Source organism: Acidovorax facilis, assembly GCF_050626955.1.
Taxonomy (GTDB): Bacteria; Pseudomonadota; Gammaproteobacteria; order Burkholderiales; family Burkholderiaceae_C; genus Acidovorax; species Acidovorax facilis.
In genome coordinates, this window is the sequence record NZ_CP192460.1 from 999,449 (window position 1) to 1,021,271 (window position 21,823).

Genomic DNA, 21,823 nt, shown 5'->3' on the forward strand with positions numbered 1-21,823 from the left:
GCTTTCATAAAACCAAGGAGACACCCCCCATGCTGACCGCCATTCGTTCACAGATTTTGAGACCTGCCCTGGCGCTCTGCGCGCTGGCCCTTGTGGCCGCCGCGAGCGTGCCCGACGCCGTGGCGCAGACCTTCCCCGCCAAACCCGTTCGCTCCGTCGCGCCGTATTCGCCCGGCAGTGGCCCCGATGCGGTGATGCGCATCCTCAGTGAGCGCTTGTCGCGCAACTGGGGGCAGCAACTTGTCATCGACAACAAACCAGGGGCCAACGGTTTCATCGCCATCGGCGATGCCAAGCGCGCAACGCCAGACGGCTACACGCTGCTGCAGGTGGACAACACCCACATGGCTTTGCAGCCGCATGTGTTCAAGCAACTGCCCTATGACCCGTTGAAGGACTTTGAGCCCGTGGCGCCGGTGTATTTCACGAACTTCTTTGTGGTGGTGGCGGCCAACTCGCCCTGGAAGGATGTGGGCGATCTGATCAAGGCGGCCAAGGCGGCGCCAGGCGACATCACCTACGGCTCCTGGGGCATCGGCAGCGTGGCCCATGTGGGCGCGGCGAGTCTGGAGGCAGCAACGGGCACGAAGATGATGCATGTGCCGTACAAGGACATGGGCAGCGTCTACACCTCTGTGGCCACGGGCGACATCAAGTGGGCGTTTGGCACGGCGGCGACGGCCGGACCGATGTACCAGGCCAAGAAGGTGAAGTTTCTGGCCCTGGCCGCACCCCAGCGTCTGGCGGGCTTCACCGACATTCCGACCATGGGCGAAGCGGGCGGCCCGGCCGGGTTTGAAGTGAAGACCTGGGTGGGCCTGTTCGCGCCTGCTGGCACGCCGAAGGCCGCCATCGAGAAGATCAATGCCGACGTGGGCAAGGTGCTGGCCACCTCGGAGGTCAAGGAGCGCCTGGCGACCTTCGGGTTTGAGCCCTACATCGGCCCGCCCGCCGAACTCACCAAGGCCATCGAACGCGATTCGCGCACGTTTGGTGAAGTCGTCAAGCGCGCCAAGATTGCCCTGGACTGACCATGAAGCTCTATTCCTTCTTCCGCAGCGGAACATCCCACCGCTTGCGCATCGCGCTCAACCTCAAGGGGCTGGCCTACGAACAGGTTGCGGTCGATTTGCGGCGTGAGGAACATCTGGGCGATACCTTCAAGGCCATCAACCCGCAGCAGTTCGTGCCCGTGCTGGAGGCCGACGAGCGCCTGATGATCCAGTCGCCCGCCATCATCGAGTGGCTCGAAGAGCGCTATCCCACCCCACCGCTGCTGCCCGGCGATGCAGGCGATCGCGCCCAGGTGCGCGCTCTGGCTGCCATCGTGGGCTGCGACATCCATCCCATCAACAACCGCCGCATTCTGGAGGCGCTGCGCCATCGCTTTGGTGCCGACGAGGCTGCCGTGAACGACTGGTGCGGCACCTGGATCAGCGCGGGCTTTGACGCCATCGAGGCGCTGCTGTCGAAGGACCCGCAGCGCGGTGACTTCTGCTTTGGCAGCAGCCCCACGCTGGCCGATGTGTACCTGGTGCCGCAGGTGGAGAGCGCGCGCCGCTTCAAGGTGGACTTGTCGCGCTGGCCGCTGTTGCAGGCAGTGGACGCGGCCTGCGCGCAGCTGGAAGCGTTTCGCAAGGCGGCGCCGAGCGCGCAGCCGGATGCGGGCTGCGCCTGAAGGAACTTACCCCTCAGTCGCCCTGCATGTAAAAGGCCTCGGCATGGAGGTGGGCCACCTCCAGGCCTTTGCCCAGCGCCAGCAGTGTGGTGGTTTCCACCATCGGCGGCGAGCCGCACAGATACGCCTGCCAGCCTTGCAGGCTCGCGTGGTCCTGCTCGATGGCCTGGGTCACCAGCCCGCGCCGCTGCGTGGCAGAGTCGGCACCCGAGGCCACCACCACATGCACCTGCAGGGCAGGGTGCACGCTGCGCAAATGGTCCAGCCATGCCAGGCCATACAGCTCGCGCGGCGAGCGCAGGCCGAAGTACAGGTGAATGGGGTTGCGCATTCCGGCAGCCACTGCGCCGCGCACCACCGACAGCACCGATGCCAGCCCGGTGCCCCCAGCCACGCACAGCATGGGCCCCGTGTGCTGTTGGCGCAGATACGCCGCACCCAGCGGCCCGCTGACCTTGACCTTGTCCCCCACCTTGAGCTGCCCGGCGATGTAGCCGCTGACCCGGCCCTGGGGCATGAGTTGCACATGAAACTCCAGCAGCTGCTCGCCCGGCAGGTTTGCCATGGAGTAGGGGCGCACGTGCGTCGGTGTGAACCCCAGTTGCATGTACTGCCCCGGTGAAAACGCAATCGGTTTTGCCACCTTGAGCAGCAGGCGCCGGATGTCTGCCGCCAGCGGCTCGATGGCCACCACGGTGGCCTTGGCCACGCGCGCACGGTGCACCACGGCTTCGCCGGGGGCTGGCACTTCGATGGTGCAGGGCTCGGTCACATAGGTCTGGCAGGCCAGCACGGCACCGTCCACGCCGTCCAGCGGGCGCTGCTGCTCGCGCCCGCCATCGAGCACCTCACCAGACAGCACCCGGCAGCGGCAGATTCCGCAGCGGCCCGACAGGCATGAATACGACATCGGAACCTGCGCTGCGCGCAGGGCGTCGAGCAGGTTCACGCCGGGCTCGGCGCGGATCACGCGGTTAAGCGGCTGAACGAGGATGTCCATGGCGGGCTGCGGTCGATTTCATCCAGCCCATTGTGCCCACGAAAGCGCCTGCGAATCACTGGCTGCAATACCATCGCCACTTCATATCACCCGAGCTGATGGAGTGGCGATGGAGCTATCGGATATCGACCTGAACCTGCTGGTGCTGTTTCAGCAACTCATGGTCGAACGGCGCGTGTCGAAGGTGGCCGACAACCTGGGGCTGACTCAGCCTGCGGTCAGCAACGCGCTGGCCAAGCTTCGGCGCATTTTTGGAGACGAGTTGTTCTTGCGCACCTCGGGCGGCATGGTGCCCACGCCTTTTGCCGAGCAACTGGGCGAATCCGTGGGCTATGCGCTGGGCATGATCCACAGCGGGCTGAACCAGCGCACACAGTTCACGCCCGCAACGCTCAAGCGCACCATCACCATCGGCATGACAGACATTGGCGAGATCGTCTTTCTGCCCGCGCTGCTGGAGCGCCTGGGGCGGGAGGCGCCGGGCGTCACGCTGAACACCGTGCGCAACAACGCGGCCCATCTGCGCGAAGACATGGAGGCTGGCAAGGTGGACTTGGCCATCGGCCTGCTGCCGCAGCTGAAAGCGGGATTTTTCCAGCGGCGCTTGTTCCGCCAGCGTTATGTGTGCCTGTTCCGCAAGGGCCATGCGCTGGACCGGCCCAAGCTGCTGCTGTCGGACTACAAGGCGGCAGAGCATCTGGTGATCGTGTCGGCGGGCACGGGGCACGGCAAGGTGGATGAATTGATCCAGAAGGCCGGCATCGACCGCCTGGTGCGGCTGAGCGTGCCGCACTTTGTGAGCGTGGGCCACATCCTCCAAAGCACGGCGCTGGTGGCGACGGTGCCCGAGCGGCTGGCGCTCAAGCTGGTCGAGCCCTTTGGCCTGGTGCTGCGCACGCACCCCGTCAAACTGCCTGACGCGCCCATCAGCGTGTTTTGGCATGCCAAGGTGCACCGCGAGCCGGTGAACCAATGGCTGCGCAGCATGGTGTTTGAATTGTTTGGGGGCGATGGCCCCGCTGGCGGTGGTTTGGCGTGATCGGTGGGTGGGGTCTGCGGCGCAAGCCAGACTGCACCGCCGGTCCTGAGAGAACATTGCTATATTATTTATAGCGTGTTGCGCTTGTCAGTAGGGCGGTAGAGCCTGTTTTTGCATGAATCCGCCATGGCCCCCGAGGGAGGTTGGGCCGTACTTGCCATGCAACGCTGCTCAATACACCAGCCTCTCCGGCCGAATCTCCTGCAGGATGGTCGTCGCAATCTCTTCAATCGACTTGGTGGTGGTGGACAACCACCGGATGCCTGCGCGGCGCATCATGGCCTCGGCTTCGGAGACCTCCATGCGGCAGTTCTCCAGACTGGCATAGCGCGAATTGGGGCGGCGCTCGGCGCGGATCTCGGCCAGGCGGTCGGGGCTGATGGTCAGGCCAAAGATCTTGCTGCGAAACGGCACCAGGGCGGGGGGCAGCTGGCGGCGCTCGAAATCCTCGGGGATGAGGGGGTAGTTGGCGGCTTTCAGGCCGCACTGCATGGCCAGGTACAGGCTGGTGGGGGTCTTGCCGCTGCGGCTCACGCCCACCAGGATTACGTCGGCACCGGCCAGGTCGCGGTTGCTCTGGCCGTCGTCATGGGCCAGGCTGAAGTTGATGGCTTCGATGCGGTCTGTGTATTCCTTGCTGCGGCTGACGTCGCTGAAGCGGCCCACGCGGTGGTGCGACTTGATGCCCAGCTCCTGCTCCAGCGGGTGGACGAAGGTGCCAAACATATCGAGCAGCATGCCCTTGCAGCCGTCCTGGATGACCTTGAGCACTTCCATGTTGACCAGCGTGGTGAAGACGATGGGCTTTTTGCCCTCGACTTCGCCGGTGTGGTTGATCTGCCGCACGGCCTGGTGGGCCTTGTCCACCGTGTCGATGAAGGGCAGGCGCACATGGCGCGGCTTCATCTCGAACTGGGCCAGGATGGCGTTGCCGAAGGTTTCGGCAGTGATGCCGGTGCCGTCAGAGACAAAAAATACGGTGCGCGAGTGCATGGAGGCCCTTTTTTGATGCGGTTTGCGCCAGACGGGTGGACACCACGAAAAAGTGGAGGCACCCCCGTTTTGCGTCAGTCGCGTGAAAGCGTCAGCCCGCTGCCAGATGCTCGGGCCTACAATTGTCACAATTATCCAATTCTCACCATGCACCGCGTCGGCCCACAACCACAACGACAAAGCCTCAGGCCGTGCATGGCCGCCTGTCAGGAGCCATCCAGGGCCCGGCACGCAGACCCGGTTTCAACTTCTGGAGCTTTCCCATGTCTGCACTTTTCAGCCCGACCGCCCTGGTCGTACCGTTTGAAAACCTGAGAATGACCGATGTCGAGGTCGTTGGCGGTAAAAACGCCAGCCTCGGCGAGATGATCTCCCAGCTGCCGCAGGGCGTGCGTGTGCCCACGGGCTTTGCCACCACCGCCCACGCGTTCCGCGAGTTCCTGGCCTACGACGGCCTGGCCGACCGCATTAGCGCCAAGCTCAAGAGCCTGGACACCGAAGACGTGCGCGCGCTTGCACAAGTCGGTGCAGAAATCCGCGCCATGGTCGAGGCCCAGCCCTTCCCGGCCGACCTGCAAAAGGCCATTGCTGATGAATTTGCCAAGCTGAGCGCTGGCAACCCCGCCGCCTCGTTTGCCGTGCGCTCGTCGGCCACGGCAGAGGACCTGCCCGACGCTTCGTTTGCAGGCCAGCAGGAAACCTTCCTGAACGTAGTGGGCATCGACGAAGTCATGCACAAGATGAAGGAAGTGTTCGCGTCGCTGTACAACGACCGCGCCATTTCCTACCGGGTGCACAAGGGCTTCGAGCACGATGTGGTGGCCCTGTCGGCCGGTGTGCAGCGCATGGTGCGCTCCGACCTGGGCGCTGCCGGCGTGATGTTCACGATCGACACCGAATCCGGCTTTGAAGACGTGGTCTTCATCACCAGCAGCTACGGCCTGGGCGAAACCGTGGTGCAGGGCGCCGTGAACCCCGACGAGTTCTACGTGCACAAGCCCATGCTCCAGGCCGGCAAGAAGGCGCTGATCCGCCGCAACCTGGGCAGCAAGCTGATCCAGATGGTGTTCTCCAGCGCGGAAGAAAAAGCCGCCAGCGGCAAGCTGGTCAAGACCGTGGACGTGCCCACCGAGCAGCGCAACCGCTACTCGCTGACCGACGCTGATGTGGAGCAACTGGCCCGCTACGCGCTGGTGATCGAGCAGCACTACGGCCGCCCCATGGACATCGAGTGGGGCAAGGACGGCACCGACGGCCAGCTTTACATCCTGCAGGCCCGCCCCGAGACGGTGAAAAGCCAGGCCAAGGGCCAGGCCGAGCTGCGCTACAAGCTCAAGGGCCACGGCACCGTGCTGGCCGAGGGCCGCGCCATTGGCCAGAAGATCGGCACCGGCCCGGTGCGCCTGGTGCACAACATCTCCGAGATGGACAAGGTCCAGCCCGGCGATGTGCTCGTGACCGACATGACCGACCCCAACTGGGAGCCCGTGATGAAGCGCGCCAGCGCCATCGTCACCAACCGCGGCGGCCGCACCTGCCACGCCGCCATCATTGCGCGCGAGCTGGGCATCCCGGCCGTGGTCGGCTGCGGCGACGCGACCGAGCGCCTGAAGGACGGCACGCTGGTCACGGTGAGCTGCTCCGAGGGCGACACGGGCAAGATCTATGACGGCCTGCTTGAAACCGAGGTGACCGAAGTGCAGCGCGGTGCGATGCCCCCCATCAAGACCAAGATCATGATGAACGTGGGCAACCCCCAGCTGGCCTTTGACTTCTGCCAGCTGCCCAATGAAGGCGTGGGTCTGGCCCGGCTGGAGTTCATCATCAACAACAACATTGGCGTGCACCCCAAGGCCATCCTGGACTACCCCCAGATCGATGCCGACCTGAAGAAGGCCGTGGAGTCCGTGGCCCGTGGCCATGCCAGCCCCAGGGCGTTCTATGTGGACAAGGTCGCCGAAGGCGTGGCCACTATTGCCGCCGCCTTCTGGCCCAAGCCCGTCATCGTGCGCCTGTCGGACTTCAAGTCCAACGAATACCGCAAGCTGATCGGCGGCAGCCGCTACGAGCCCGAGGAAGAAAACCCGATGCTCGGCTTCCGTGGCGCAGCCCGCTACATCAGCGAAGACTTCGGTGAAGCCTTTGCCATGGAGTGCGAGGCGCTCAAGCGCGTGCGCAACGACATGGGCCTGACCAACGTGCAGGTGATGGTGCCGTTTGTGCGCACGCTGGGCCAGGCCGAGCGCGTGACCAAGCTGCTGGCCACCCATGGCCTTCAGCGCGGCAAGGACGACCTCAAGGTCATCATGATGTGCGAGGTGCCTAGCAATGCCATCCTGGCCGAGCGCTTCCTGGAGTTCTTCGACGGCTTCTCCATAGGCTCCAACGACCTGACCCAGCTCACGCTGGGCCTGGACCGCGACTCGGGCCTGGAGCTGCTGGCGCAGGACTTTGATGAGCGTGACCCTGCTGTCGAAGCACTGATCCATCAGGCCATCAAGGCCTGCCTGGCCCAGGGCAAGTACATCGGCATCTGCGGCCAGGGCCCCAGCGACCACCCTGACTTTGCGCAGTGGCTGGCCAAGGAAGGCATCTCGTCGATCTCGCTCAACCCCGACAGCGTGATCGCCACCTGGCAGCAACTGGCAGGCTGACGCTCCGACCGGGCTGCCATGTGCCGACTGCACCACCCGCCACTGCGTCCCTGATGCCGTGCCTGTGATGCAGCCCCCGCAGCAGCCCCCGCGTTCTGCCGACATCGAGTTGGCGGGGCCTTTTCCGCCCGATCTGCACGATGTGCGGCACCTGAAGCTCAAGGCCGGCTTGCTGCTGCTGTGGGCGCTGGTGTCGTTTGGTGCCACTTACTTCGCCCGGGACCTGCAGGTGCTGGTATTTGGCGGCTGGCCCCTGGGCTACTGGATCGCAGCGCAGGGGGCTGTGCTGGTGTTCATTGGCATCGTGGTGGTCTATGGCTGGGCCATGAACCGCTTCGAACGGCAGGATGCGGAGCGCCTCGCAGCGGATGCAGCAGCCCTTTCGGACGACGCGAACCGCCCCCACGGCTGACCATGGCTGAAAACAATTCTTCCGACACCGATCGGGCCTATCTGTGGCGGTTGCACCGCATCCTGGCGCTGTATGTGACCGGTGTGCTGGCCTTTCTGGCGCTGATGACCTGGGCAGAGCACCAGGGGCTTTCGCGGCACTGGATCGGGCCGATTTTTCTGTTCCTCACGGTGATGGTCTACGCGGGCATCGGTGTCTATGGCCGTACCACCGACCCCGAGGAATACTACGTGGCGGGTCGGCGCATTCCGCCCATGTACAACGGCATGGCGGCAGCGGCAGACTGGATGAGTGCCGCATCGTTCATCAGTCTGTCGGGGGCGCTTTACCTGCAGGGTTTTTCCGGCACACCGGGGCAGGCCGGGGGGCTGGCCTATCTGCTGGGGTGGACGGGAGGCTTTTGCCTGGTGGCGATGCTGATCGCACCGCACCTGCGCGCCATGGGCCTGTACACCGTGCCCGATTTTTTCCATGTGCGTTTTGGCGGCCGGTGGCCGCGTGTGATTGCGGCGCTGGCGGCGGTGCTCTGTTCGTTCACATACGTGGTGGCGCAGATTTACGGTGTGGGGCTGATCGCTTCGCGCCTGACCGGTGTGCAGTTCGAGATCGGCATCATGCTGGGCCTGGGCGGGGTGCTGCTGTGCTCCTTCCTCGGTGGCATGCGCGCCATCACCTGGACGCAGGTGGCGCAGTATGTGGTGGTGCTGCTGGCGTTCCTGATCCCGGTGTCCTGGCTGGCGTACAAACAATTGGGCAACCCGTTGGCGCCCGCAGTCTATGGCGCGCAGATCAGCAAGATCGCCGACCTGGAAGCGCAGCTGCTCGATTCCCCCGCAGAGCATCAGGTGGTGCAGACCTACCTGCGGCGCGCCCAGGATTTTGAGGCGCGGCTGCGTGATGTGGAAGGCGCCCTGGAGCGTGAGCGCGAGAAAGGGCGGGAGCGCATTCGCGCGCTGCGCACCCAGAACGCTGATGTAGGTTTGATCGTCACGGCCAGCCGCGAGCTGGCGGCCCTGCCGCGCGATGCCGCAGCGGCGCGCGAACGCTGGACCCGCGAAATGCGCGAGAACTACGAGCGTGCGCGTCCCCTGGGCGGCTTGCCCCTGCACAGCCAGGCGTATGTGGGTGACCCGCAGGGCACGCCCGACGAGCAACGCGACTACGAGCTGACGCGCCGCAACTTCCTGGCACTCATGTTCTGCCTGATGGTGGGCACGGCAGGCTTGCCGCACCTGCTCACGCGCTACTACACCTCGCCCACGGTGTCGGCGGCGCGGGCATCGGTGGCGTGGTCGCTGTTTTTCATCGCCTTGCTGTACCTGAGTGCGCCCGCGTTGGCGGTGCTGGTGAAATTCGAGGTCATGCAAAACCTGGTGGGCAGCAGTTTCGAGGCTTTGCCCACCTGGATGGCCCAATGGGCGCGGGTGGACAGCTCGCTGTTGTCGGTGGAAGACGTGAACGCTGACGGCATCGTGCAGTTTGGAGAGATCCGGCTGGGGGCCGACCTCATCATGTTGGCCACGCCGGAGCTGGGGGGCTTGCCCTATGTGGTGTCGGGCCTGGTGGCGGCTGGCGGGCTGGCGGCGGCGCTGTCTACCGCTGACGGGCTGCTGCTCACCATCAGCAACGCCCTGGTGCGCGACCTGTATTTTCAGGACGCAAAGCGCCAGGCGTCGCCGGAGCAGCGTGTGATTCTGAGCAAGTTTGCCTTGCTGTCCGTGGCCTTGTCGGCGGCATTTGTAGCGGCGCTCAAACCCTCTGAGATTCTGCCGATGGTGTCGGCGTCGTTCTCGTTGGCGGCTTCGGCCTTTGTGCCGGTGATGGTGCTGGGCATCTTCTGGCGCGGCACCACGCGGCAGGGGGCGGTGGCGGGCATGCTGGCAGGGCTTGGCGTGGCGGTGTACTACCTGCTGTCGCATGTGCCCGCCATGCGCGCGCTGCCCAGCTGGATGCTGGCAGACGGGCTGTGGTTTGGTATTCAGCCCGTCTCTGCCGGGGTGTTTGGCGTGCCCACCGGCTTGGTAGCGACGGTGGTGGTGAGCTGGTTGACCCGGCCTGCCCCGGCGCTGCCGCGCATCCGGTCCGAGATGTAGGGGGACTTGGGTTGGCAGGCTGGAGTGCCCTGTCCCTGCGCCTGCTAATGGGTTATGCGTAAACCCCGATTACCAAGCCTGCGCAAACGTGAGAATCTGGAGCGTAAAAGCTTACCTGTCGGGGTGAGCTTCGGTCACGCCACAATGGTTCAGCTCAAGGAGATTCATGGTTCTCGTCAAAACGCAGGCAGGGCAGGAAGCGCTCAAGGATCGGCGCGGTAGCCTCAGCTCACGCCAGCGCTCGGCTTTTATTCTTTTTGACGGAAAGCGCTCTACGGGCGAAATACTGGCGGCCACGGCAGCCATGGGGATCACGCAGGAGGATGTCCAGGCCATGATTGCGCAGGGACTGCTGGCTCCGCTGCCGGGGCAGTCTCTGCCTGCAGCTTTTGCCACCCCGCATGATGCGACGGCAGAGCCTGCACCGGCCACCGATCTGGGGACGGTGGCGTCGCCGCTGGAGGGCTCCGGGCGCTCACCCAAGGAGCGTTACCAGGCGGCCTACCCGATCGCCACCGAACTGACAGCGGGGCTGGGGCTGCGTGGGTTCCGGTTGAATCTGGCGGTGGAAGGGGCGGGCAGCTTCGAGGATCTGGCGGCGCTGGCACCCAAGATCCGCGAGGCGGTGGGTGACGCCAAATTCAAGCGGCTGGACGAAGCGCTTTTTGATTGAGGCGCCCGGATCCTCTCCCCCGAGAGGCGCACCAGGTTCATGCGTGAAGTGTTGGCACAAAAAAAGCGGCCCCAGGCCGCTTTGTGTTTAGTGCGTCACAGGGCGCAGTGCTCAGCGGCCGACCTTGAGCAGTTCCACATCGAACTTGAGCGTGGCGTTCGGTGGAATCACGCCGCCCGCGCCGCGTGCGCCGTAGCCGAGGGCGGCAGGAATGATCAAGGTGCGCTGGCCACCGATCTTCATGCCTTGCACGCCTTCGTCCCAGCCCTTGATGACCATGCCCGCGCCCAGCGAGAACTCGAAGGGGTCGTTGCGGTCGCGGCTGGAGTCGAACTTAGCACCTTGCTCGCCGTTGTTGTAGAGCCAGCCGGTGTAGTGCACCGACACGTTCTGGCCCTTGGTGGCTTCGGTGCCTTCGCCCACGGTGGTGTCTTCGTATTGCAGGCCGGATGCGGTGGTGGTCAGTGCCATGGGTGAAATTCCTTGTTTGCTATTAAAAAAAGAGCTATTGGCGCTTGATGGTTAAGCGCTAGCAGCATTTTTGACCCCTATTTTAACGAAAGCCCCGCGCGGAGGTCCGGCGGGGCTTTTCCCTGAGTGGGGCGGGGGGGGCTGTTTGGCGTCAGGCTTTTTTGGCGCGGCCAGCGACCCAGCGGGTGGCGAAGGCCTGCACGTCCGACAGGCGCTTGAGCAGGTCGGCGCCCGAGGGGGTGACGGTGTAGCCGTCGCTGCCGTGGTCTACAAAACCGGCTTCGCGCAGTTCCTTGATGCGGGTGTTGAGCGTGTTGGGGGTGATGCCCCCCACGCTGTCCTGCAGCAGGCGGAAGGTCTGGGGGTGACCGTCCTTCAGGGCCCACAGCACGCGCAGTGCGTAACGGCATTCGAGCCGCTCGAACAACTGGTTGATGGCGGCATTTTCTTTGGAGCTCATGGACGCTTCTCCTCGCGCAAGTGTTGGATCAAATATTCATTCGGGTGGGCGAATGCCGGGCCCGGTGATGCGCTGAGACTATAGCGCGGAACCCATTTTGCTACAAGTTTGGTAGCTCAGAACGCACACCACACATGCGCTACACCCCGAAAAACCTGTGTTACAAGTCAAACTGTTGCGGTAGGGCCACGGTTCTGGGAGCCTGTAGGACTTGGAGCGTCGAAAGCGAAAACTGGCCCCAGCGAGGACAGTTTTTGCCGGATTTGCAGCCCCATAGCCCGGCTATGGGGCAAAAAAGGCGGTGTTCTCGAAGAGCGGCGAAGCCAAAAATGGACCGCTGCGGTCCATTCGCCAAGCCTGACAGGCTCCTAGACGGTCATTCCTGACGGCCCAGCCCTGCCAGGTGGCTGACCAGCAACTGTGCGGCCGGGGCCAGCATCTGGGCGCTGCGGTAACAGATGGCGAAGCGCCGTCGGGCCCAAGGGTCGCTCAGTGGAACCACCCGGATGGGCGCAGTCTGGGCAAAAGGCAGGGCCACTTCGCGCGGCACGACACTGATGGCCAGGTTGGCCCGCACCACCCGAAGTGCCGCATCGAAGTTGGACACCAGCACCCGGTGCGCCAGCATCTTTCCCTCCACGGCCGCAGCGCGCGCCAGCAACACCTGCACGGCGCTCAGTGCGGGCATGCTGACGAATTCATGGTCCAGCACGTCGGCAAAACGCACGCTCTGGTGCTGGGCCACCGGGTGCAGCGCATGTGCCACCACGGCCAGGTGGTCGGTACGGTAGCCGCAGGTTTCCAGGCCTGTCAGGTCGGCCGCGTCCCAGCAGATGCCGATGGAGGCACTGCCGTCACGGATGCCCTGTACGACGTCCGGGCTCACGCGCTCCTCCAGGCTTACCTGGATGTCGCGGTGCGCCGGGTCTTGCAGAAAAGCGGCCACGTCGTCTGCCAGTGATTCGGCCATCACCGAGGCCGTGACCAGCATGCGCACATGGCCCCGCGTGCCGGTGGCATAGGCCGCCATGTCGCGTTCAATCTGGCCCACGCTGGCCAGCATGGTGCGCGCGTGCTCCAGCAGGGTTTCGCCCGCCGGGGTGGGCACCACGCCACGGCGTTTGCGCAGTAGCAGCGCCGTGCCCACCGTGTCTTCCAGCTGCGCCAGCCGCTTGCTGATGGCCGAGCCCACGATGGACTCCTGCTCGGCCACGCGCGCGATGCTGCGCTGCTCGCACACGGCGGCAAACAGGCGCAGGGTCTGCAGGTCCAGATCGCGCATGGGCTTGACTCCAGGTGTTTGATATTCCTGCTTGGAATCATATGGCTTCCAAAATGTATTTTCTGATTCTGTTGGGAATTTCTAGAATCGACGGCAGAACACCACCCGCCGGAGACAACGCAGTGCTTACCCCCTCTATCGCTTCCACCACCCCGGCGCGTGCCACCGTCCGCGAAGTGGGTCTGCGCGACGGCCTGCAAAGCATTGCCACCGTGGTCTCCACCGCGCACAAGATCGAATGGATCAACGCCGCCTACGCCGCTGGCCAGCGCGAGATCGAGGTGGGCTCCTTCGTGCCCGCCCGGCTGCTGCCCCAGCTGGCCGATACGGCCGAGGTGCTGGCCCACGCCAAAACCCTGCCGGGCCTGGTGGCCTCGGTGCTGGTGCCCAACTTCAAGGGGGCAGAGCGTGCGCTGGAATGCGGCGCTGACCTGATGGTGGTGCCCCTGTCCGCCAGCCACGCACACAGCCTAGCCAACCTGCGCAAGACCCCCGACGAGGTGGTGGCCGAGGTGGCCCGCATCCGCGCACTGCGCGACGCCAGCGGCACCCGCACATTGATCGAAGGTGGCGTGGGCACGGCCTTTGGTTGCACCTTGCAGGGCGAGGTGGCCGAGAGCGAAGTACTGCGCCTGATGCAAGCGCTGCTGGATGCGGGCGCCGACCGCGTGAGCCTGGCCGACACCGTGGGCTATGCCGACCCTGCCGCCGTGGCCCGCCTGTTTGAAAAAGCGCGGGCCCTGGTGGGGGACCGCCTCTGCTGTGCCCACTTCCACGACACGCGTGGCATGGGCCTGGCCAACGTCTATGCCGCCTGGCAGGCGGGCATCACCCGCTTTGACGCCTGCCTGGCCGGCATTGGCGGCTGCCCCCACGCGCCGGGCGCCAGTGGCAACGTCACCACCGAAGACCTGGTGTTCATGCTGGATCGCATGGGCATCGCCACTGGCATCGACGTGACTGCGCTGCTCGCACTGCGCCAGCGCGTGGCCGGATGGCTGGCGGGCGAGACCCTGCATGGCACGCTGTGGCAGGCAGGGCTGCCGCAGAATGCCGCACCTGCCGCGCTGCACGAAGCAGCAACCGCCTGAACCCCTTTTCGGAACGCCCTGAACATGAACGACGACACACCCGCCACCCCACCATCCCCCCGCCTGCCGCTGGAAGGCCTGCGCGTGGTGGAGTTCACCCACATGGTCATGGGCCCCACCTGCGGCATGGTGCTTGCCGACCTGGGCGCCGAGGTCATCAAGGTCGAGCCGGTGGACGGCGACCGCACGCGCCACCTGCTGGGCGCGGGCGCGGGCTTTTTCCCCATGTTCAACCGCAACAAGAAGAGCATCGCGCTCGACCTGCGCAGCCCCGAGGGCCTGGCGGCAGCGCGCAAGCTCGCGGCATCGGCCGATGTGGTGGCGCAGAACTTCAAGCCCGGCGTGATGACCAAATACGGCCTGGACTACGCGGCGCTGAGCCAGCTCAACCCGCGCCTCATCTACGTCAACCACACCGGCTTTTTGCCCGGCCCGTACGAGCACCGCACAGCGCTCGACGAAGTGGTGCAGATGATGGGCGGCCTGGCCTACATGACCGGCCGCCCCGGCGACCCGCTGCGCGCGGGCAGCAGCGTGAACGACATCATGGGTGGCATGTTCGGCGCGATTGGCGCGATGGCGGCGCTGATGCAGCGCGGCATCACCGGGCGGGGGCAAGAGGTGGACTCGGCCCTGTTCGAGAACAACGTCTTCCTGGTCGGCCAGCACATGATGCAGTACGCCGTTACCGGCAAACCGGCGGCGCCCATGCCCGACCGCATTTCGTCCTGGGCCGTGTACGACGTGTTCAGCGTGAAGGACAGCGGGCAGATCTTTTTGGCCGCCGTGAGCGATGCGCAGTGGCAGACCTTTTGCGACGCCATGGGCTATGCCGACCTGAAGGCCGACACCGGCCTGGCCACCAACAACGACCGCGTACGCGCCCGCCCCACGCTGATGCCCGTGCTGCGCGAGCGGCTGGCGCAGCACACGGCCGACGAACTGGCGGCCATCTTCGAACGCCACGGCCTGCCGTTTGCACCCATCCGCCGGCCCGAAGAACTGTTTGACGACCCGCACCTGCAAGCCACGGGCGGACTGGCCGACATCACGCTGCCCGATGGCGAACGTGCCGGGCAGACTGCGCAGATCACGCTGATGCCGCTGCGCATGGACGGCCAGCGGCTCGATGTGCGCTGCGACCCGCCGCGCCTGGGCCAGCACACGGCAGAGCTGCTGCAGGGTCTGGGCTACACGGCCGATGAGGTGACCGCGCTGCAGGCCACCGGGGCCATTGCCTGATTTTTCCTTGACGACCGGGGCAACCCACGCGGCGCAGACCGCAGGCCCCGGATTCCAACCCCACTACCGGAGACAACCGTGCCCCAGCCCACCCCTGCTTTTGACATGCACCGCATCTCGCCCGCCGGCCATGGCGTGCTCACGCGCCGCCAGGCGCTGGCAACCGGCGCGGCCGCGCTGGGCGCCGCCGCCTGGGGCCTGCCCCGCCTGGCCCGTGCCCAGGGTGATGGCAAGCCGCTGCGCGTGATCCTGCCGCTGTCGGCGGGCTCGGGGGCCGACGGCGCCATCCGTGCCATCAGCACCAGCCTGGCCAAGGCGCTGGGCCAGCCCGTGGTCATCGAGAACCTGCCGGGCGCGGGCGGCATCACCGGCACCACGCAGATCGTGCGGGCGCCCAAGGACGGCTCGGTGATCGGCGTGGTGTCCAACAACCACGTGGTCAACCCCAGTGTGTACAAAAACATTCCGTTCGACTCGCTCGTCGACATCACGCCCATCACCATCATTGGCGCCACGCCCTTCGTGCTGGTGGCCCACCCCTCGGTGCCCGCCAAGACGGTGCAAGAGCTGGTTGCGCTGGCCAAGGCGAAACCGGGCGTGCTCAACTACGGCTCGTCGGGCAACGGCACCATCCTGCATCTGGCCGCAGCCATGTTCGTGGACCAGGCCAAGGTGTCGATTCAGCACATTCCCTACAAGGGCATGGGCCCGCTCATGAACGATGTGCTGGGCGGCCAGGTGCAGTTGGCCGTGGTGGCGGTAGCGCCTGCGGCAGCGCACATCAAGTCGGGAGCGTTGCGGGCCCTGGGCGTGACCACGGCCAGCCGCGTGCCGTCGTTGCCCGGTGTGCCTGCCATTGCGGAGCAGGGCTTGCCGGGCTACGAGCTCGACGGCTGGATCGCCCCGGTGGGGCCTGCCGGCCTGCCCAAGGCCGAGCTGCAACGCCTGTATGCCGCCTTCAAAGCCGCGATGGAAATGCCCGAGGCGCGCGATGCGCTCATCGCCCAGGGCTACGAAATCAAGCTCACCCCTCCGGAGCCAGCAGCCGCGTTCTTTCGATCCGAGGTGGCGCGCATGGCGCAGGTCGTGAAAAACGCCAACGTGACGATGGATTGACGCGGGGCTGCCGTGTGGGGTGCGGTTGCCCGAAGGGCGTAACGCGCCGTCGCCCCGCATGAGGTCGTCTGCCGGGTCAGGCTGCGCTCGGCCAAGCCGCAATTTGAATATTTTTGGACGCTAGCGCTTATTTGACAAGCGCTGGTAGCTATGTTTTTTATAGCGATTCATCAACCCTGCGGTGCCGTCAGGGCGCGCTGCCCTGCCGGGTGGTGGTGAAGGTTCTGAAGCTGCGGCTTCTGGTGGCGCAGGCGGAACACCTCCACGGCCTCCACCAGCTGGCGGGCCTGGCCGCTCAGACTGCCGGCGGCGGCGGCGCTTTCTTCCACCAGGGCAGCGTTTTGCTGGGTGGTTTCATCCATGCGCACGATGGCCTGGGTGACGCGAAGCATGTCGGAGGTCTGGGCCGCGCTCGCCTGGCTGATTTCGTCCATGAGCGCGCTCACGCCCTGGATGGACGAGACGACTTCACCCATGGTGCTGCCCGCGTTGCGGGCGAGGTCAGAGCCGGCCTGCACGCGCTCCACGCTGGTCTGGATCAGCGCCTTGATCTCGCGCGCGGCGCTGGCACTGCGGGTGGCCAGGTTGCGCACCTCGCTGGCCACCACGGCAAAGCCGCGTCCTTGCTCGCCGGCGCGTGCTGCTTCCACGGCAGCATTGAGCGCCAGGATGTTGGTCTGAAACGCGATGCTGTCGATGACGCCGATGATGTCGGAAATGCGGCGTGAGCTGTCTTGAATGCCCTGAACCACCGTCACCATCTGCGTTACCACGTCGCCACCGCGCTGGGCCACCGATGCGCCGCTCTTGGCCAGCTCGCTGGCACGTTGGGCGTTGGAGGCGTTTTGCTGCACGGTGGCCTGCAGCTGCTGCATCGAAGAGGTGGTTTCGTCCAGCGACGAGGCCTGCTCTTCGGTACGCATGCTCAGGTCCACATTGCCTTGGGCAATCTCGGCGCTGGCACTGGCCACGCCCTCGGCGTTGCTGCGCACGCCCGACACCACGTTTTCCAGGTTCTCCTGCATGGTGCGCAGGGCTTCCAGCAGCCGAGCAGGTTCGTCCTTGCCATCGACCTCGATGGTGGTGGTCAGATCGCCGGCCGCCACCTTGTTGGCCACCGAGACCGCCACCCGCAGCGGGCGCACTACCGAGCGTGTGAGCAGCCAGCCCGCACAGCCGCCCAGGGCCGTGACCAGTGCCAGCGCTACCAGGCTGCTGATGAGCGCACGCCGCGCGCTCAGGGCAGCCTGCTCTGCAATGGTCGCGCTGCTGGCGGCCACCTGCTCGCTCAGTGCGGTGAGCAGCTTGGCCGGGCCCTGGTCGATGTCGGCCACGTCCGCGTCACCCGCAGAGGGCACAAAACCGAGCGACTGGAACACCTCAAAACCCTTGCGGTAGCCCTGTGCCATCTGCGCGTGGGCTTGGGTGAATTTCTGCAGCGCTGCCTTTTCCTGCGCATCGGTCAGTTGCGGCTCCAGCGCCTTGGCGGCGTCGGCCACCCGCTTTTCACTGGCCTGGAACGCTGTCCAGTGCAGTTCGCGCTTGCGCGAATCCTCACCCCGCAGCAGGGTGTTCTTCCACTCCTGCACCTGGGTCTTGAACTCGTTTTCCATGCGGCTCACCGCACGTTCCTGGGCCACGCGTTCCTGCACCGTGGTCTCGTAGGTGCCCAGGCTGCTGTACAGGGCCGCAATGCCGAACAGGGCAGCGCCCAGCAGGAGCGCGAGCACCAGGCCCAGTGCGGTGGCCATGCGTGCGCCGATGGAGTGGTTGGACATTTTCATCGGTCAGCTCCCAAGGTTGATCTCGGTTTTCCATCTTGCTGCACGTCGCCTGCAACCTGAAACCGGTATGGCCCGAGGGTGGCGCCCCGCAGCCGCACAAAGGCCTTGTTGCACTTCATGCCTTCAGCTTGAGCAGGTACACCATCACCCGTGCCGTGGTGAGGTCCAGTTCCATGAACTCTGCCAAATCCTTGCCTGTCAGCCAAGAGGGTTCCCAGCGATTGCTTTTGAGCGTGCGCAGCCAGGATTCGTGGGCGGTGGCGGCCTCCACGGCGGCTAGCATCTCGGCCATGCGGGCGCTGGGCACCCCTTTGCCGGTGAACACGCCCCGCCAGTTGGCCATGGTGGCATCCAGCCCCTGCTCGCGGAAGGCGGGCAGGCCGAAGGCGCTGCGGCGGGACGACACGCCGATGGCGCGCAGTTTGCCTGCGGCTATCGCATCGCTGAATTCGCTGTAGCCCGACAGTCCCACCGCCGCGTTGCCCGACACCAGGGAGTCCACCACTTCAGAGCCACCGGGGAAGGGTTTGTAGACCAGGTCTTCCGGCTTGGCCTTGGAGGCACGGGCCAGCACCCCGGCGAAGATGTGGTCCACCCCACCGGCCGAGCCCCCCGCCACCGGCAGGGCGCGCAGGTCGGCGCGCATGGCATCGGCCAGGTCCTTGGTGTTCTTGATGGGGGATTTGGCGGCTACCGCTGCCACCAGGTAATCGCTGGTGAGCCGGGCAATGGGCTGGATGTGGCCCATGTCCACGGCGGGCTTTTGCAGCGCCACGGCACCCACCATCACCATGCCGCCCATCAGCAGGGTGTTGGGGTCGTTGCCGTATTTTTCGGCGTATTTGGCCAGGCCGATGGTGCCGCCCTTGCCGCCAATGTTCTCGTACTCGATCTGGTCCGCCGCGCCCACCGCAGCCAGGGCCGCTCCCAGCGCGCGGCCCGTCTGGTCCCAGCCGCCCCCGGGGTTGGCCGGGATCACGATGCGCAGTGTGCCCGCCAGTTTGGGGGCCTTGGGGGCGGTGGGGCGGGCTGCCGTGGCGCTGGCTTGCGCCCATGCGGCCGGGGTCAAAGCGGTCCACGCCGTAGCGGCGAGTGCAGCATGTGCGAGTGCCTTGCGGCGGCTGAGGGGGGTCATGGGGTACCTCGTGAAAACGCGGGGGTGAAAAGCATGTCCTTCACGCAACCGGACAGCAGGGTCGGCTTCTCTGCGCAGCCTCGCCGCAAGAGGGCGGCTTGCAACGCTGCAGGGAAGTCTCCCAATTTTTGATTGGACGTGGTGGCAATGGTCACCATCCAAGCTGTCAGTCTGCTGTCGGGAGTATCAGGGTAAACGCGCTGGGCCTTGCGCAACGGATTGGCCATGAAAAACGCCCTGCGCCGCAATTGCGGCGCAGGGCGTTGTACTGAACGAATGCTGGGGTTCAGTGTGCCGCTGGCTGGGCAGGGATTACAGCGAGTCGATGAAGCTGCGCAGCTTGTCCGAGCGGCTGGGGTGCTTGAGCTTGCGCAGCGCCTTGGCTTCTATCTGGCGGATGCGTTCGCGCGTCACGTCAAACTGCTTGCCCACTTCTTCCAGCGTGTGGTCGCTGGTCATCTCGATACCAAAGCGCATGCGCAGCACCTTGGCTTCGCGCGGGGTCAGGCCATCCAGGATGTCCTTGACCACGTCGCGCAGGCCGGCCTGCATGGCGGCTTCGATGGGCGCGGTGTTGGCGCCGTCTTCGATGAAGTCGCCCAGGTGGCTGTCGTCGTCGTCCCCGATCGGCGTTTCCATGGAGATCGGCTCTTTGGCGATCTTCATGATCTTGCGGATCTTGTCTTCGGGGATTTCCATCTTGGCCGCCAGGATGGACGCATCGGGCTCAAAACCAAACTCTTGCAAGTGCTGGCGGCTGATGCGGTTCATCTTGTTGATCGTCTCGATCATGTGCACCGGGATACGGATGGTGCGCGCCTGATCGGCAATCGAGCGGGTGATGGCCTGGCGAATCCACCAGGTGGCATACGTCGAGAACTTGTAGCCCCGGCGGTATTCGAACTTGTCCACCGCCTTCATCAGGCCGATGTTGCCTTCCTGGATCAGATCGAGGAACTGCAGGCCACGGTTCGTGTACTTCTTGGCAATCGAGATCACGAGGCGCAGGTTGGCCTCGATCATTTCCTTCTTGGCATCGCGCGAGGTGGCTTCACCTTCGTTCATGCGCTTGTTGATGCCCTTGAGCTCGGCCAGTGGCACCACCACGCGCGACTGCAGGTCCATCAGCTTTTGCTGCAGGTCCTGGATGGGCGGGATGTTGCGCGCAATCACGGCCGACCAGGGCTTGCCAGCAGTGGCCTGCTTTTCGACCCACTGCAGGTTCAGCAGGTTGGGCGGGAAGTCCTTGATGAACGTCTCTTGGGGCATGCCGCACTTGTCCACGATGATGCGGCGCAGCTCGCGTTCCTTCTTGCGCACATCGTCCACCTGGCCACGCACCATGTCGCACAGTTTTTCGATGGTCTTGGCGGTGAAGCGGATGGTCATCAGCTCGGCCGACAGGGCCTGCTGGGCCTTCACGTACGCAGGGGTGCCATAGCCTTCCTTGTCGTACACCTTGTGGACCTTCTCGAACAGCTCGCGCAGCTTGTCGAAGCGCTCCAGCGCCTGCTTCTTGAGCTCTTCCAACTTCTTGGTCAGCGCCTTGGAGCCACCCTTGCCATCGTCGTCATCGGCTTCGTCGAATTCGTCGAAGTCTTCTTCGGCCACATAGTCGTCGGCCTCGTTGGGGTTGGAGAAGCCGTCCACGATGGTCGAGATCACGACCTTGCCTTCGCGGATGTCTTCGCCCATGTTGAGGATCTCGGCGATGGTGGCGGGCGATGCGCTGATCGCCTCCATCATGGCCATCAAGCCGCCTTCGATGCGCTTGGCGATTTCGATTTCGCCTTCGCGGGTCAGCAGCTCCACGGTGCCCATTTCGCGCATGTACATGCGGACCGGGTCTGTGGTGCGGCCGAACTCCGAGTCCACCGTGGACAGCGCGGCTTCGGCGGCTTCTTCCGCCTCTTCTTCGGTGGCGCCTGCGGGGGCGTTGTCCGTGATGATCAGCGCCTCGGCGTCGGGCGTCTGCTCGTACACCGCCACACCCAGGTCGTTCAGCGTGGTGATGACGGCTTCGAGGGTTTCGGCATCGACCAGCTTGTCGGGCAAGTGGTCGTTGATTTCAACGTGGGTGAGGTAGCCGCGCGTCTTGCCCAGCTTGATCAGGGCCTTCAGGCGCGCACGGCGCTTGGCCATGTCCTCTTCGGACAGGACGGTTTCGTCCAGGCCGAATTCCTTCATCAAGGCGCGTTCCTTCGCCTTGCTGATCTTCATGCGCAGCGGCTTGACCTTCTCAACCGTGGCTGCGGTTTCGGTGGTTTCTTCGACTTCACCTTCCAGGTCGGCCTCGATGTCGGACAGGTCGGTGTCGTCACCGCCTTCGTCGCCAGCGGCCGCAGCCTTGGGCTTGCGTCCGCGCTTGGCGGGGGCTTTGGCTTCGGCGGCACCAGCGGCCTTGGCAGGGCGGCCTGGGCGCTTCTTCGGGGTTTCTTCGTCGTCGGATGCTGCAGCCTTGGCGCGGGCAGGCTTTTTCTTCAGCAATTCATCGGCAGCTTTGGTCAGCTCGGCAGAACTTTTCACAGGCACAGTTTTCACTTTCTTGGCAACCGGGGCGGGCGCGGCGGCAGCTTTTTGAGAAGCAGCCTTGGCCGGGGCTTTGGCAGCGGTTTTGGTGGCAGCCTTTGCGGCGGTACCTGGAGCAGACTTGAGTGGCTTCGCGGACTTTTGAGCGGGCATGGGACAACCTCAGGATCA

At 65.1% G+C, this 21,823-nt stretch carries 18 protein-coding genes; 10 read left to right on the top strand and 8 right to left on the bottom strand.

Annotated features, from left to right (window positions below):
- Positions 1–29: 29 nt before the first annotated feature.
- Complete coding sequence (locus ACQ4MJ_RS04540) at positions 30–1,031, top strand: Bug family tripartite tricarboxylate transporter substrate binding protein (protein WP_431149750.1); 1,002 nt, start codon at positions 30–32, stop codon at positions 1,029–1,031.
- A gap of 2 nt (positions 1,032–1,033) precedes the next feature.
- Complete coding sequence (maiA, locus tag ACQ4MJ_RS04545) at positions 1,034–1,678, top strand: maleylacetoacetate isomerase (RefSeq protein ID WP_431149749.1); 645 nt, start codon at positions 1,034–1,036, stop codon at positions 1,676–1,678.
- A 13-nt stretch (positions 1,679–1,691) separates the two neighbouring features.
- On the opposite strand, the gene ACQ4MJ_RS04550 is transcribed toward maiA, so the two are convergent.
- Entirely contained in the window at positions 1,692–2,678 is a 987-nt protein-coding gene (locus ACQ4MJ_RS04550) for a 2Fe-2S iron-sulfur cluster-binding protein (RefSeq protein ID WP_431149748.1), read from the bottom strand.
- Between the two features lie 109 nt (positions 2,679–2,787).
- On the opposite strand from ACQ4MJ_RS04550, the gene ACQ4MJ_RS04555 reads away from it, so the two are divergent.
- A complete protein-coding gene (locus ACQ4MJ_RS04555) occupies positions 2,788–3,717 on the top strand; it encodes a LysR family transcriptional regulator (protein ID WP_431149747.1) in 930 nt (309 codons plus the stop codon).
- A 171-nt stretch (positions 3,718–3,888) separates the two neighbouring features.
- Here the strand turns inward: ACQ4MJ_RS04555 and ppsR are convergent, their stop codons facing one another.
- Entirely contained in the window at positions 3,889–4,710 is an 822-nt protein-coding gene (gene ppsR / locus ACQ4MJ_RS04560; protein WP_055398690.1) for a posphoenolpyruvate synthetase regulatory kinase/phosphorylase PpsR, read from the bottom strand.
- A gap of 263 nt (positions 4,711–4,973) precedes the next feature.
- Between ppsR and ppsA the strand changes: the two genes are divergently transcribed.
- The 4 genes from ppsA to ACQ4MJ_RS04580 all read left to right on the top strand — a co-directional run bounded on the left by ppsA (position 4,974) and on the right by ACQ4MJ_RS04580 (position 10,542).
- The gene (ppsA, locus tag ACQ4MJ_RS04565) at positions 4,974–7,364 is read left to right on the top strand and encodes a phosphoenolpyruvate synthase (protein WP_431149746.1); all 2,391 of its coding nucleotides are present in this window, start codon (positions 4,974–4,976) and stop codon (positions 7,362–7,364) included.
- A gap of 67 nt (positions 7,365–7,431) precedes the next feature.
- Entirely contained in the window at positions 7,432–7,776 is a 345-nt protein-coding gene (locus tag ACQ4MJ_RS04570; RefSeq protein WP_431149744.1) for a DUF4212 domain-containing protein, read from the top strand.
- Between the two features lie 2 nt (positions 7,777–7,778).
- On the top strand, positions 7,779–9,869 hold the full coding sequence (locus tag ACQ4MJ_RS04575) for a VC_2705 family sodium/solute symporter (protein WP_431149743.1): 2,091 nt from the start codon (positions 7,779–7,781) through the stop codon (positions 9,867–9,869).
- A gap of 166 nt (positions 9,870–10,035) precedes the next feature.
- Positions 10,036–10,542 (top strand): hypothetical protein, encoded by a 507-nt coding sequence (locus ACQ4MJ_RS04580; protein WP_055398686.1) that lies wholly within the window; start codon positions 10,036–10,038, stop codon positions 10,540–10,542.
- Between the two features lie 111 nt (positions 10,543–10,653).
- Here ACQ4MJ_RS04580 and ACQ4MJ_RS04585 read toward each other — a convergent pair whose 3' ends face one another.
- The 3 genes from ACQ4MJ_RS04585 to ACQ4MJ_RS04595 form a co-directional block, all read right to left on the bottom strand.
- Complete coding sequence (locus ACQ4MJ_RS04585; protein ID WP_121420623.1) at positions 10,654–11,013, bottom strand: FKBP-type peptidyl-prolyl cis-trans isomerase; 360 nt, start codon at positions 11,011–11,013, stop codon at positions 10,654–10,656.
- A gap of 151 nt (positions 11,014–11,164) precedes the next feature.
- Positions 11,165–11,473: a winged helix-turn-helix transcriptional regulator gene (locus tag ACQ4MJ_RS04590; protein WP_010464095.1), complete on the bottom strand. Its 309-nt coding sequence runs from the start codon at positions 11,471–11,473 to the stop codon at positions 11,165–11,167.
- A gap of 376 nt (positions 11,474–11,849) precedes the next feature.
- Positions 11,850–12,755 carry a LysR family transcriptional regulator gene (locus tag ACQ4MJ_RS04595; RefSeq protein WP_121420622.1) on the bottom strand — a complete coding sequence of 302 codons (906 nt, stop codon included), beginning with the start codon at positions 12,753–12,755 and terminating at the stop codon, positions 11,850–11,852.
- A gap of 122 nt (positions 12,756–12,877) precedes the next feature.
- Between ACQ4MJ_RS04595 and ACQ4MJ_RS04600 the strand changes: the two genes are divergently transcribed.
- The 3 genes from ACQ4MJ_RS04600 to ACQ4MJ_RS04610 all read left to right on the top strand — a co-directional run bounded on the left by ACQ4MJ_RS04600 (position 12,878) and on the right by ACQ4MJ_RS04610 (position 16,204).
- Positions 12,878–13,846, top strand: coding sequence for a hydroxymethylglutaryl-CoA lyase (locus tag ACQ4MJ_RS04600; protein ID WP_431149742.1), 969 nt, complete (start codon positions 12,878–12,880; stop codon positions 13,844–13,846).
- A 24-nt stretch (positions 13,847–13,870) separates the two neighbouring features.
- A complete protein-coding gene (locus ACQ4MJ_RS04605) occupies positions 13,871–15,088 on the top strand; it encodes a CaiB/BaiF CoA transferase family protein (protein ID WP_431149741.1) in 1,218 nt (405 codons plus the stop codon).
- 105 nt (positions 15,089–15,193) lie between these two features.
- Entirely contained in the window at positions 15,194–16,204 is a 1,011-nt protein-coding gene (locus tag ACQ4MJ_RS04610) for a tripartite tricarboxylate transporter substrate binding protein (protein WP_431153115.1), read from the top strand.
- A gap of 170 nt (positions 16,205–16,374) precedes the next feature.
- On the opposite strand, the gene ACQ4MJ_RS04615 is transcribed toward ACQ4MJ_RS04610, so the two are convergent.
- From ACQ4MJ_RS04615 to rpoD, 3 genes are all read right to left on the bottom strand, one after another.
- A complete protein-coding gene (locus ACQ4MJ_RS04615; RefSeq protein ID WP_431149740.1) occupies positions 16,375–17,988 on the bottom strand; it encodes a methyl-accepting chemotaxis protein in 1,614 nt (537 codons plus the stop codon).
- A gap of 115 nt (positions 17,989–18,103) precedes the next feature.
- Positions 18,104–19,123 (bottom strand): Bug family tripartite tricarboxylate transporter substrate binding protein, encoded by a 1,020-nt coding sequence (locus tag ACQ4MJ_RS04620; protein ID WP_431149739.1) that lies wholly within the window; start codon positions 19,121–19,123, stop codon positions 18,104–18,106.
- Between the two features lie 312 nt (positions 19,124–19,435).
- Positions 19,436–21,805 carry an RNA polymerase sigma factor RpoD gene (gene rpoD, locus ACQ4MJ_RS04625; protein WP_055398678.1) on the bottom strand — a complete coding sequence of 790 codons (2,370 nt, stop codon included), beginning with the start codon at positions 21,803–21,805 and terminating at the stop codon, positions 19,436–19,438.
- Positions 21,806–21,823: the final 18 nt, after the last annotated feature.